The 13,054-nt window shown below is 63.4% G+C and carries 10 protein-coding genes; 9 read left to right on the top strand and 1 reads right to left on the bottom strand.

The features are described from left to right. The first annotated feature begins 27 nt into the window (after window positions 1-27). The 9 genes from ACIROW_RS23340 to kdpC all read left to right on the top strand — a co-directional run bounded on the left by ACIROW_RS23340 (window position 28) and on the right by kdpC (window position 12,886). Window positions 28-906: a branched-chain amino acid ABC transporter permease gene (locus ACIROW_RS23340; RefSeq protein WP_402279421.1), complete on the top strand. Its 879-nt coding sequence runs from the start codon at window positions 28-30 to the stop codon at window positions 904-906. Next, entirely contained in the window at window positions 903-3,503 is a 2,601-nt protein-coding gene (locus tag ACIROW_RS23335; RefSeq protein ID WP_402279418.1) for an ATP-binding cassette domain-containing protein, read from the top strand. Before ACIROW_RS23340 ends, ACIROW_RS23335 begins: the two co-directional genes overlap by 4 nt. Before the next feature lie 10 nt (window positions 3,504-3,513). Then, window positions 3,514-3,897 carry an oxalurate catabolism protein HpxZ gene (gene hpxZ, locus ACIROW_RS23330; protein ID WP_402279416.1) on the top strand — a complete coding sequence of 128 codons (384 nt, stop codon included), beginning with the start codon at window positions 3,514-3,516 and terminating at the stop codon, window positions 3,895-3,897. A gap of 29 nt (window positions 3,898-3,926) precedes the next feature. Beyond that, a complete protein-coding gene (locus tag ACIROW_RS23325) occupies window positions 3,927-5,516 on the top strand; it encodes a gamma-glutamyltransferase family protein (protein ID WP_402279414.1) in 1,590 nt (529 codons plus the stop codon). A 282-nt stretch (window positions 5,517-5,798) separates the two neighbouring features. Continuing rightward, window positions 5,799-7,946, top strand: a complete 2,148-nt coding sequence (locus tag ACIROW_RS23320) for a diguanylate cyclase domain-containing protein (protein WP_402279412.1) — start codon at window positions 5,799-5,801, stop codon at window positions 7,944-7,946. 283 nt (window positions 7,947-8,229) lie between these two features. Further along, window positions 8,230-8,319, top strand: a complete 90-nt coding sequence (gene kdpF, locus ACIROW_RS23315) for a K(+)-transporting ATPase subunit F (protein ID WP_402279409.1) — start codon at window positions 8,230-8,232, stop codon at window positions 8,317-8,319. Window position 8,320: 1 nt separating this feature from the next. Beyond that, window positions 8,321-10,105 carry a potassium-transporting ATPase subunit KdpA gene (gene kdpA, locus ACIROW_RS23310; RefSeq protein ID WP_402279407.1) on the top strand — a complete coding sequence of 595 codons (1,785 nt, stop codon included), beginning with the start codon at window positions 8,321-8,323 and terminating at the stop codon, window positions 10,103-10,105. A gap of 119 nt (window positions 10,106-10,224) precedes the next feature. Further along, window positions 10,225-12,288, top strand: coding sequence for a potassium-transporting ATPase subunit KdpB (kdpB, locus tag ACIROW_RS23305; RefSeq protein WP_402279605.1), 2,064 nt, complete (start codon window positions 10,225-10,227; stop codon window positions 12,286-12,288). A gap of 19 nt (window positions 12,289-12,307) precedes the next feature. After that, window positions 12,308-12,886: a potassium-transporting ATPase subunit KdpC gene (gene kdpC, locus ACIROW_RS23300; RefSeq protein ID WP_402279405.1), complete on the top strand. Its 579-nt coding sequence runs from the start codon at window positions 12,308-12,310 to the stop codon at window positions 12,884-12,886. Here kdpC and ACIROW_RS23295 read toward each other — a convergent pair. Next, on the bottom strand, window positions 12,873-13,054 hold a 182-nt coding region (locus tag ACIROW_RS23295), incomplete at its 5' end, for a hypothetical protein (protein ID WP_402279403.1). The two genes, kdpC and ACIROW_RS23295, sit on opposite strands and share 14 nt — an antisense overlap.

Raw genomic sequence — 13,054 nt, 5'->3', positions numbered from 1 at the left:
CGACAAGATTCAATCAGGGAGAACAAGATGTTGCTGTTGTCGGCGCTGATCAGCGGGTTGGGACTGGGAAGCATGTATGGCCTGATGGCGCTGGGTTTTTACATCACCTATGCGGTATCGGGTACGGTCAATTTTGCGCAGGGCAGTTCCATGATGCTGGGTGCGGTCCTGTGCTTCACGTTTTCGCAGACGCTGGGCTGGCCGATGTGGTCGGCCGTGATGCTGGCGCTGGCTGTATGTGCGCTGTACGGTCTGGTGGTGGAAGTGCTGGCGGTACGGCCGTTCGCCAACCGCGGTTCCAACGCCTGGCTGATGTCGACCGTGGCCTTGGGCATCGTGCTCGACAACGTCGTCATGCATACCTTCGGCAAGGAGCCGCGCAGCCTGCCGTCGCCGTTGGCCTTGTCGTCGATTGAAATCGGCGGCGTCGGCCTGGGCGTGTATCCGCTGCAGCTTCTTATTCCGGTAGTCGGTCTGGTGCTGGCGGCGGTGCTGCATCGCATCTCGCGCCGCACGCGCTGGGGCATCGCCATGCTCGCGGTGGTGCAAAACCGCGACGCTGCAAGGCTGATGGGCATTCCCATCGTACGCGCCGTCGCAGTCTCCTTCGCCTTGTCGACGCTGCTGGCGGGCATCGCCGGCGTGCTGATCGCGCCGCTGTTCAACGTCAACGCCGACATGGGTACGCTGTTCGGCCTCAAGGCGTTTGCCGTCGCCATCCTCGGCGGCATCACCAGTGCCTGGGGCGTGATGATCGCCGGCCTGCTGTTCGGCGTGGCGGAAGCGATGATCACCTCCACACTCGGTTCCGGCTACACGCAGATCATCACCTTCGCACTGGTGATCGTGGTGCTGGCCATTCGTCCCAACGGCCTGTTCGGTCGCGCACAGGTGAAAAAAGTATGACGACCATTCCTCCTTCTTCCGTGGTGGCTGCAGCAAAAACGGCAGCAAAAACAGCGGCATCTGCATCGCCGCCGCCGCGCCGCCTGCTCGGGCTGGCCGGACCGTTGCCGCTGGCGGCGGGTCTTGCCGCGCTGGTGGCGGTGTGCTGCCTGGCGCTCACCGTCAACAGTTATTACGTGTTCGTGCTGACCGGCATCGCCTTGATGGCGATCGTCGGCATCGGCCTGAACGTGCTGCTCGGCCTGACCGGACAGGTCTCGTTCGGGCACATCGGCTTCTACGCCATCGGCGCCTATACGGTGGCGATACTGACCACCAAATTCGGCGTCAGCTTCTGGCTGGTGTGGCCGCTGGCGGCGCTGATCGCCGCTGCGCTGGGCGCTTTGCTGGCGCTGCCGGCCCTGCGCGTGAAAGGGCCGTACCTGGCGATGATCACGATTGCCTTCAGCTTCATCGTGCAGCACGCCATCATTGAAATGCGCGGACTCACCGGCGGCCAGAACGGCATCATGGGCATCGCCGCGCCGGGCTTCGGCGGTCTGGTGCAAGGCGAACGCGGCATCGCGCTGCTGGCGATCTGCAGCGCCGCCATTCTGCTTGCAGCGTTCTGCTGGCTGGCGCGCGGCACCTGGGGCGCCGCCATGCGCGCGGTGAAGGACAGCGAGACCGCCTCCGAATCGATCGGCCTCAATCCGCTCGTGATCAAGACCGTGGCCTTCGCCGTGTCGGCCATGCTGGCCGGTCTGGCGGGCGGTTTGTTTGCGCCGTTGTCGACCTTCGTCACGCCGGACACCTTCGGCTTCATGCAATCGATCCTGTTCGTGCTGGTGGTAGTGGTCGGCGGCGCGGGCGCGACGATGGGACCGCTGATCGGCGCCGTCATCGTCGGCGTGCTGCCGGAGTTGTTGTCCAGTCTGGAAGATTACCGGCTGCTGTTTTTCGGCGGCCTGCTGTTGCTGGTGCTGTGGATTGCGCCGGATGGCGTGACCGGCATGCTGCGTCAGCTGGCGGCAAAAATGGGGAGCAAGAAAATCCCCGGTGCAGCGACCGCTACTCCCTCCTATGACGACCTGCCGCAGCGATTGCAGGAGGCGGTGTTGCCGCAGCGTGATCGCCGCACTCTGCGGGCAGAAGGATTGACGATGATCTTCGGCGGCGTGCGCGCGGTCGGCGATCTCAGCTTCGACGTGCCGGCCGCCGCCATCACGAGCCTGATCGGCCCCAACGGCGCAGGAAAAACCACCGCGCTGAACATGCTAAGCGGGTTCTACAAGCCCTCTATCGGCGGCTTCTCGTTGCAAGGTGCCGCGCTTGCAGGCTTGCCGGCCTTCCGCATCGCCCGCCATGGCGTCGCACGCACGTATCAGACCTCGCAACTGTTCGGCTCGCTGACGGTGGAAGACAACGTCGCACTGGCCATGGGCAAGGGCAAGCTCGGCGGCCTGCTCAACGCCGGCAGTTTCGGCGCGGCGGAGATTCGTGCGCGCAGCAGGCAACTGCTGGCGTATTGCGGCTACGAAGGGGCGGTCGATATTGCATCGGCCGATCTGGCCCACGTCGATCGCCGGCTGGTGGAAATCGCCCGCGCGCTGGCAACCGATCCCGAGGTGCTGCTGCTGGATGAGCCGGCCGCCGGCCTGTCGCGCGAAGACAAGGAAAAGCTCGCGCGCCTGCTGCAACGCATCGCCGCAGCCGGCATCAGCGTGGTGCTGGTGGAGCACGACATGTCGCTGGTCATGGACATCTCGCACCGCATCGTGGTGCTGGATGCCGGCCAGCGCCTGGCGCTGGGCACACCGCAGGAGATCCAGGACAATCCGGCGGTGCGCCAGGCTTATCTCGGCGAAGCGATGCAGGCCGAAGCGCGTATTCGCGGCAGCCGTTCCGGCCAGGAGTTGCTCGGCGTCGGCGAACTGATCGCCGGCTATGGCGCCGAACCGGTCCTGCACGGCATCAACCTTCAAGTAAAGCAGGGTGAAATGGTGGCGCTGCTGGGCGCCAACGGCGCCGGCAAATCGACGCTGATGCGTGCGCTGGCGGGACTGCATCGTCCGGTGCGCGGCGGCATTCACGTCGGCGGCGTCAATCTGATGCACCTGCGCGCGGAAGAGATCGTCAAGCACGGCGTGGTGCTGGTGCCGGAAGGTCGCCAGGTGTTCGCCGAGCTGAGCGTGCTCGACAACATCCGCCTCGGCGCCTTCCTGTATCCGCAGGACATGGACCGCCGCGTCGAGGAAATGCTGACACGCTTCCCGCGCCTGCGTGAGCGCTTGCATCATCGCGCCGGCCTGTTGTCGGGCGGCGAGCAGCAGATGCTGGCGGTCGCGCGCGGCCTGATGTCGCGTCCGCGCATCCTGTTGCTGGACGAGCCGTCGCTGGGCCTGGCCCCCAAGGTCATCGCAGAACTGTTCGCCGCGCTCGACGGCCTGCGCGATGAAGACATGACCATCCTGCTGGTCGATCAGATGGCGGCACTGGCGCTGGCCTTGGCCGATCGCGCCTACGTCATCGAAGGCGGACGCGTGGTGGCCGAAGGCACCGCCGCCGAGATCGCCGCCAACGATGCGCTGGCCAAGGCTTATCTGGGCGGGCACTAAGAAAGTATCTATGGAATACGAGATCAACCTGCCCGACGTCGTCGCCGAAGTGACCGCCGCCTTTGAGCGCTATGAGGTGGCGCTGGTCAACAACGACGTCGCCGTCCTCGACGAACTGTTCTGGAACAGTCCGCACACCTTGCGCTACGGTGCGTCCGAAAACCTGATCGGTTACGATACCATCCAGGCGTTCCGCAACAGCCGCTCGCCGAAGAACCTGGCGCGCGACTTGCATGCGACCGTGATCACTACGTACGGCCCCGACTACGCCACCGCCAACACCGAGTTCAGCAAGAGCGGTGAAGCGCGCACCGGGCGCCAGAGCCACACCTGGCTGCGCTTGCCGCAAGGATGGCGCATCGTGGCGGCGCACGTGTCGTGGATGGACAATTAATCGAAGACAGACAGTTTCAGGAGCCCTCTATGTTGTACAGCAAGACCTGTATCGGCGGCATGGTGACCGCACCGCATCACCTGGCGGCGCAAGCCGGTGCCGCCGTGCTGCGCGAAGGCGGCAACGCGGTGGAGGCGATGGTCGCCGCCGCTGCCGCCATCGCCGTGGTGTATCCGCACATGAACGGCATCGGCGGCGACGGCTTCTGGGTCATCAGCGAACCGGGCCGCGAACCGGTGGCGATCCAGGCCTGCGGCCAGTCGGCCGCGCTGGCGACCAAGGATTTTTATGCGCAGCACGGCGACGCGGCGATTCCGACGCGCGGTCCGCGCGCGGCGCTGACCGTGGCAGGCGCAGTCGGCGGCTGGGCAGCAGCGCTGGAGGCCGTCAAGGATTGGGACGGCGGCAAGCGCCTGCCATTGTCGCGCTTGCTGGCCGATGCGATTCATCACGCCAGGGCCGGCGTGCCGGTCACACGCTCGCAGGTTGAACTCACGCAGGACAAATGGGAAGAGCTGAAGGACCAGCCCGGTTTCGCCGCCACCTATGCAGCACAAGGCGCACCGTCGCTGGGCGACATCCTGAAACAACCGGCGCTGGCGGCGACCCTGTCGCGCCTGACCGAAGCCGGCCTCGACGATTTCTATCGCGGTGAACTGGCGCAGCAATTCGCCGCCGGTCTCGAACAGGCCGGCAGCCCGTTGCGCGCCGCCGACCTCGCCGCTTATCGCGCGCAGGTCGTCAAGCCGCTGATGGTGCAGATGCAATCCGGCCGTATCTATAATCTGCCGCCGCCGACGCAGGGCGTGTCGGCGCTGATGATCCTGGGCCTGTTCGATCGCCTCGGCGTCAAGCAGGCGGACGGCTTCGAACACATCCACGGCCTGGTGGAAGCCACCAAGCGCGCCTTCATCCTGCGCAACAAGCACGTCACCGATCGCGCCCACATGTCGGTCGATGCCGCCGACTGGCTGTCGCCTGAGGCGCTCGACCGCGAGGCCGCGCAGATCGACATGCAGCGCGCGGCGCCGTGGCCGCATGTGCCCAAGCCGGGCGACACCATCTGGATGGGCGCGGCCGATGCGCAGGGACGCGTGGTCAGTTATATCCAGAGCATTTTCTGGGAGTTCGGCAGCGGCGTGATCGCCGGCGACACCGGTGTGGTGTGGCAAAACCGCGGCGCGAGTTTTACGCTCGACGACGGCGCCAACCAGTTGCAGCCGGGCAAGCTGCCGTTCCATACGCTCAATCCTTCGCTGGCGCGTCTCAACGACGGCCGCACGCTGGCCTACGGCACCATGGGCGGCGAAGGCCAGCCGCAGACGCAGGCCGCAGTGTTCAGCCGCCACATTCTGTTCGGTCAGAACATGCAGGCTGCAGTCAGTGCGCCGCGCTGGTTGCTGGGCCGCACCTGGGGCACGGTGTCGACCAACCTCAAGCTTGAGGGACGCATCCCGGCCGACGTGATCGAGGCGCTCCGGCGCGCCGGCCATGATGTCGAAGTGACGGCCGATTACACCGACATGATGGGTCACGCGGGCGCCGTTTGCGTGCATCCGAACGGCCTGATCGAAGGCGCCACCGATCCGCGCGCCGATGGTATTTGCGCCGGCGTTTGATTCTCTTCCGACGCGCTTCCGACTCCCTCCGACGGACTGCCGGGACGGCCCTTGCGCCCGACCCGGCAGTTTTTGCAACAGATTGCCTGTTTATATGGATAAAAGCTTGTCTGACAGACAAGCTTTCAGTCTTATTCCCGCGTCAAGTATTGCTCCCGATGCAATTGACCAGCTAATATTTCGGTATTCCCAATAAAAGAATCAGAGGGAGCGCCCGGGAGGAAGGCAAGCAAGGCCATTTCCGTTCTTTCGGTGTCACGTCGAACAGCAGCCGGAGCCATCTTGAGCATTAAAAAACTCTCATCGACATTGAGTCTGTCCTCATGGGTCACGATAGGAGTGGTGCTGTCGGTGCTGATCACGACGGCGTCGGTGCTGGCGTTGGTGGATCAATTCACGCGCAGCTATGCGCGTCACGAAGCCGAGGCGCGGCTCAATCAACTGGCCTGGCAAATGCAGGACGCGCTCGACCGCAGCATGGCGGAGCGCTACATCGACGTGAAGCTGCTGTCGCAACGTCCGTCGATCCGCGAGGCCAAGGATCCGGCGCGCATGCGCGCCGTCTTCAACGAATTGCAAAGAAACGTTCCCAATTACGCCTGGATCGGCTTCGCCACGCCGGACGGCAACGTGCTGGCCGCCGCCAACGGTTTGCTGGAAGGCCAGAGCGTCGAGCAGCGGCCGTGGTACCAGAAGGCGCAAAAGGATTTCTTCGTCGGCGACTATCATCCCGCCGTGCTGCTGGAAAAGAAGCTGCCGGTCATGAGCGATCCATGGCGCTTCGTCGACATCGCCACGCCGATCATGGGACCGGACGGCCAGTTCCAGGGCGTACTGGGCGTACACCTGAGCTGGACCTGGGCGCGCGACCTGGCCAAGAAGCTGCTCAACCCGGCCAATGACCGCTACGACGTCGAGATCATGATCGTGCGCGAAGACGGCACCGTGCTGCTCGGTCCGCGCGAACTCGAAGAAAAGAAAATCGCCTCCGACAGCTTCAAGGCCTCGCTGCGCCTGCCGTCGGGATCGATGCGCGAACTCGGCGAAGACGGCCAGCATTACCTGACCGGTTTTGCGCGCACCGGCCTCAACAGCGAATACACCGAAATGAAATGGAGCGTGCTGGTGCGTCAGCCCGAACAGGTCGCCATGTCCGGCTTCAAGGACCTGGAGCGCCAGGTGCTGTTCGTCGGCTGCATCGTAGGCTTGCTGCTGATGACGCTGGCGTTCTTCATGACGCGCCGGCTGGTGGCGCCGATGAATGCGCTGAGCGCCGCATTGGAACGACGCGCCACCGGCGACCACAGCGCCGAGATTCCCATCGTCGGTACCTATTACGAAATCCAGCTGCTCTCGACCACGCTGTCGACCATGGTCCAGCGCGAAGAAAACTACCTGCGCGAAGTGCGCTCGCTCAACGAAGGCCTGGAGCAACGCGTCGAAGACCGCACCCGGCGCCTGCACGAAACCGCCATCGCCCTGCAGCAGTCCCTCGACAACCAGCGCGAAAACCAGATCCGCCTGGAAGAAAGCGAAACCGAACTGCGTGCGATCCTGCAAAACGCCCACGACGCCTTCATCGCCATCGACGAAGACGGCATGGTGCTGGAATGGAATCGCCAGGCCGAGCAACTGCTGGGCTGGGCCCACAAGGAAGCCGTCGGAAAGGAACTGGCCGAACTGATCATTCCGTTTGAGCAGCGCGAGCTGCACCGGCGCGGCATGACCCATTTCCTCAACACCGGCGAAGGCGTGGTGATCAACAACCGCATCGAGATCAACGCGTTGCGCCGCGACGGCAACGAACTGCCGGTCGAAATGACAGTCGGCTACGTGCGCCGCCGCGCCGGCCACCTGTTCATCGCCTTCCTGCACGACATCACCGAGCGTCAGGCCTTCCGCAACTCGCTGCAGGAAATGGCGCTGACCGACATCCTGACCGGCCTGCCGAATCGCCGCGCCTTTACCGAAAAGCTGCCCGAGGCGATGGCGCGCGCCATCCGCGAACCGCAGCAGATGGGTCTGCTGTTCATGGATGTCGACGGTTTCAAGAGCATCAACGACAAGTACGGTCATGAAGCCGGCGACGAACTGCTGGTCAAGTTTGCCGAACGCCTGATCGATGCGGTGCGCGACGTCGACACCGTGGCGCGCCTGGCCGGCGACGAATTCACCGTCATCCTCGAGCGCCTGCACGGCCCGGCCGACGCCATGGGCGTAGCGGAAAAAATCCTGGTGTCGATGCGCCGGCCGTTCATCCTCACGGCCGCGACCGTCAATGTCTCCACCAGTATCGGCATCGCGATCTACGAACCGGGCCAGCACATCGACCAGGACGCGCTGGTGGCGCAGGCCGACAAGGCCATGTACGCCGCCAAACGCGCCGGCAAGAACCGGGTCGAATGGAATACCGAGGAAAGCTCGGTCTGATCTGAACCTTGTTCCCTGCAGTAATATCTTCCTGCATCACCATTCACTTAATTCCTGTCCCGATCAGCACGCGCCGCCCCGAGCGGCGCGTTCTTGTTTACACAAAATTTATACCGTCCTCCGATAGTTTTATCCGGATTTAACGTCCTTCCCCCTATCGTTTGCTCCGTAAGCATTCATCAAGGGAGTAGGACATGGATTTTCTATATATCGGCGGCTTGCTGGCTTGCAGCATCGTCATGTGGGCATTTGTCGTCGCCTGCAAGAAGCTGGAGGACATGCAATGACCGTCATGCAAATACTGGGGCTGGCCGTATCGGTCGGCCTGTTGGCGTATCTCGTTTACGCCCTGATCAAGCCGGAGGCCTTCTGACATGACTGCCTCGATTACCCAACTGGCGATCTATCTGGTCGTCCTGCTCGTGCTGTCGGTGCCGGTGGGCTGGTACATCGCCCGCGTGATGGAAGGCAAGTCCGCCGTCAACCGCGTGTTCGGCGGCATTGAGCATTTCTTCTATCGTCTGTGCGGCATCCGTTCCGACGCCGACATGGGCTGGAAGCAATACGCGCTGTCGTTGCTACTGTTTAATATCGTCGGCATGTTCGTCGTCTACGCGCTGCAACGCCTGCAATTCTGGCTGCCGCTGAATCCGGCCGGCATGGTCAATGTCAGCGCCGACTCCTCGTTCAACACCGCAGTGAGCTTCGTCACCAACACCAACTGGCAGGGCTACGTCGGCGAAAGCACGATGAGCTATCTGACCCAGATGCTGGCGCTGTCGGTGCAGAACTTTGTCTCGGCCGCCACAGGCATCGCCGTCGCCTTTGCGCTGATCCGCGGCTTCGCGCGTCACAGCAGCAAGAGCATCGGCAACTTCTGGATCGACATGACACGCTCCAGCCTGTACGTGCTGCTACCGTTGTCGGTACTGGTCGCCGTCGTGCTGATGAGCCAGGGCGTGATCCAGAACTTCAAGTCCTATGTCGAAGTGTCGACGCTGGAAACCACTTCCTACACCGTGCCGCGCCTGGATCCGCAAGGCCAGCCGCTCAAGGACGAGAAGGGGGCACCGCTGGTCGATGAGATGAAGACCAGCAAGCAAACCTTGCCGATGGGCCCGGTTGCCTCGCAGGAAGCGATCAAGATGGTTGGCACCAACGGCGGCGGTTTCTTCAACGCCAACTCGGCGCACCCATACGAGAACCCGACGCCGCTGTCCAACTTCGTGCAGATGCTGGCGATCCTGATCATTCCCGCCGCACTGTGCACCAGCTTCGGCATGCTGGTCGGCGACCGCCGCCAGGGCTGGGCGATCCTGGCTGCGATGACGCTGTTGTTCATCGTCATGACGCTGACCGTGATGTACTTCGAGCAGCAGCCCAATCCCGCGCTGGCCGTCGCGCATGCAACGCAGAGCAGCGGCATGATGGAAGGCAAGGAAACTCGTTTCGGCATCATCGCATCGAGCCTGTTTGCGGCGATCACCACGGCGGCATCCTGCGGCGCCGTCAACGCCATGCACGACTCGCTGTCGCCGTTGGGCGGACTGGTGCCGATGCTGCAGATGCAGCTCGGTGAAGTGGTCTACGGCGGCGTCGGCGCAGGTCTGTACGGCATGCTGATCTTTGCGGTGCTGGCGGTGTTCATCGCCGGCCTGATGATCGGCCGCACGCCGGAATACCTGGGCAAGAAGATCGGCGTGTTCGACATGAAGATGATGTCCATCGCCATCCTGATGACGCCGGCGCTGGTGCTGGTGCTGACGGCGATTTCGGTGATGGTGGAAAGCGGCCTGGCCGGCATCGCCAACCCCGGCGCCCATGGCTTCTCGGAAATCCTCTACGCCTTCAGCTCGGCCGCCAACAACAACGGCAGCGCCTTTGCCGGCTTGTCGGCCAACACGCCTTATTACAACGTCATGACCGGTATCGCCATGTGGCTGGGCCGCTTCGGCATCATCGTGCCAGTGCTCGCCATGGCCGGTTCGCTGGCAGGCAAGAAGCGCCTGGCGGCCACATCCGGCACCTTGCCCACGCATGGTCCGCTGTTCGTCGCGCTGCTGATCGGCGCGGTGATCCTGGTCGGCGCACTGACGTATGTCCCGGCGCTGGCGCTGGGTCCGGTGATCGAGCATCTGCAGATGATGGCGATTCACTAATGTCTGAATTGGAGAAAAACATGGCAAATAGTCCTGCCAAAAAAGTTGTTGTCCCTGCCGGTAGCGTACCTGCTGCCGCGACGCCTGCCTCATCGGGTGCGCAATCCGCAACCAAATGGATGTTCGATCCGGCCATCGTCAAACCGGCCGTGATCGACTCGTTCCGCAAACTGTCGCCGCGCGCCCAATGGCGCAATCCGGTGATGTTCGTGGTGTACCTGGGCAGCATCCTGACCACGCTGCTCTATCTGCAGGCGCTCAACGGTAAAGGTGAGGCGCCGTCCGGCTTCATCCTCGCCGTGACGGTGTGGTTATGGTTCACGGTGCTGTTCGCCAACTTCGCCGAAGCATTGGCGGAGGGCCGCAGCAAGGCGCAGGCGGCATCGCTGCGCAGCGCCAAGAAAAGTGTGGTGGCCAAGAAGCTGCAACGCGCCAATCGCAATGATCGCTGTGAACTGGTCGAAGGCAGCTCGCTGCGCAAGGGCGACCTGGTCCTGATCGAAGCGGGTGACTACGTCCCGGCCGACGGCGAAGTGGTCGAAGGCGTCGCCACCGTTGACGAGAGCGCCATCACCGGTGAGTCTGCGCCGGTGATCCGCGAGTCGGGCGGCGACTTCACCGCCGTCACCGGCGGCACCCGCGTGCTGTCGGACTGGATCATCGTGCGCGTCACGGTGAACCCCGGCGAAGCCTTCCTCGACCGCATGATCGCCATGGTGGAAAGCGCCAAGCGCCAGAAGACGCCGAATGAAATCGCGCTGACCCTGCTGCTGGTTGCGCTGACCATCGTGTTCCTGCTGGTGACGGTGACCCTGCTGCCGTTCTCGGTGTTCAGCGTCAACGTCGCACAGAGCGGTGCGCCGGTTACCGTGACCGCGCTGATCGCCTTGCTGGTGTGTCTGATCCCGACCACCATCGGCGGCCTGCTGTCGGCCATCGGCGTGGCCGGCATGAGCCGCATGATGCAGGCCAACGTGATCGCAACCTCGGGCCGTGCGGTGGAAGCCGCCGGCGATGTCGACGTACTGCTGCTGGACAAGACCGGCACCATCACACTCGGCAATCGCCAGGCCTCGGCCTTCCTGCCAGCCAACGGCGTGAGCGAACAAGAGTTGGCCGACATCGCCCAGCTCGCCTCGCTGGCTGATGAAACACCGGAAGGCCGCAGCATCGTGGTGCTGGCCAAGAAGCGCTTCAATCTGCGTGAACGCGAAATGGCCAGCCTCGGCGCGGTCTTCATCCCGTTCACTGCGCAGACGCGTCTGTCCGGTGTCGACATCGGCCATCGCCAGATTCGCAAAGGAGCCGCCGACGCCATCCGCAAGCTGGCCGAGCAAGCCGGTCAACAAGTACCGGGTGAAGTCGCCGCCGCCGTCGACATCGTCGCCCGTCGCGGCAGCACGCCTCTGGTGGTGGCTGAGACCGACGCCTCCAGCGGTTCGATCCGTGTACTCGGCGTGATCGAGTTGAAGGACATCGTCAAGGGCGGCATCAAGGAGCGCTTCTCCGAGCTGCGCCGCATGGGCATCAAGACCATCATGATCACCGGCGACAACCGTCTCACTGCAGCGGCGATCGCAGCGGAGGCGGGCGTCGACGACTTCCTCGCCGAAGCCACGCCGGAAAACAAGCTCTCGCTGATTCGCCAGCACCAGGCCGAGGGCAAGCTGGTGGCGATGACCGGCGACGGCACCAACGATGCGCCGGCACTGGCGCAGGCCGACGTCGCGGTGGCCATGAACACCGGCACGCAGGCGGCGAAAGAGGCCGGCAACATGGTCGACCTGGATTCCAATCCGACCAAGCTGATCGAGATCGTCGAGATCGGCAAGCAGATGCTGATGACGCGCGGCAGCCTGACCACCTTCAGTATCGCCAACGACGTCGCCAAGTATTTCGCGATCATCCCGGCGATGTTCGCGACCACCTATCCGCAACTGGCGGCGCTGGACGTGATGCATCTGAATAATCCGTCGTCGGCGATTTTGTCGGCGGTGATTTTCAATGCGCTGGTGATCGTCGTGTTGATCCCGCTGGCCTTGCGTGGCGTGCGTTATCGGGCGCTGGGCGCGGCTGTACTGTTGCGTCGCAATCTGTTGATTTACGGTCTGGGCGGTCTGGTCGTGCCGTTTGTCGGCATCAAGCTGATTGACGTGTTGCTTGGCGTCTTTGGCCTGGCTTAATTTTGTTGAAGGAATTGTCATGAAAACTTATCTGCGTCCCGCGGTCTCGCTGTTCATCCTGATGTCGCTCATCCTGGGCGGCTTGTACCCGGCGGTCATCACGCTGGTCGGGCAGGCCTTCTTCCCGAGCCAGGCCAACGGCAGCGTCATCGTGCGCGGCGGCGTGCCGGTCGGCTCCGAGCTGATCGGCCAGAACTTCACCGAGCCCAAATACTTCTGGGGCCGTCTGTCCAGTTCGGGGACTTTCCCGTACAACGGCGGCGCTTCGGGCGGCAGCAACTTCGGTCCTCTGAATCCTGCCCTGGTCGATGCGGCCAAGGCGCGTGAGGAGGCGTTGCGCGCAGCTGATCCTGGCGCAGGCCGGGAGATTCCTCTGGACTTGCTGACTTCATCCGGCAGTGGGCTGGATCCGCATATCAGTCCGGCTGCTGCGGAGTATCAGGCGGCACGGGTGGCGAAGGTGCGGGGCTTGTCTTTGGAGCAGGTTCGCGCGCTGGTCAAGGTGCAGACTGAGGCGCCGCAGTGGGGCTTGTTCGGCGAACCGAGGGTCAACGTGTTGAAGCTGAATCTGGCGTTGGATGCGGTCAGCAAAACCTGACATGTTCTGTTTTGTTGTTCTTTGCTTGCTTGCGGTTGTTTTTTGGTAGCTTCGGGTGTTTGTTCTCCGGACTACCAAGCCGGGGGCGGCCCGGCAGCCGCTCACTTTTCTTGCTTCGCCAAGAAAAGTAAGCAAAAGAAGGCGACCGCAAGTTCGCAGCCCCTTCGG

Source organism: Herbaspirillum sp. NPDC101397 (assembly GCF_044767325.1).
Classification (GTDB): Bacteria; Pseudomonadota; Gammaproteobacteria; order Burkholderiales; family Burkholderiaceae_D; genus Herbaspirillum.
The sequence above is the reverse complement of the archived record's forward strand: the minus strand, read 5'-3'. Positions and strand labels throughout refer to the sequence as shown.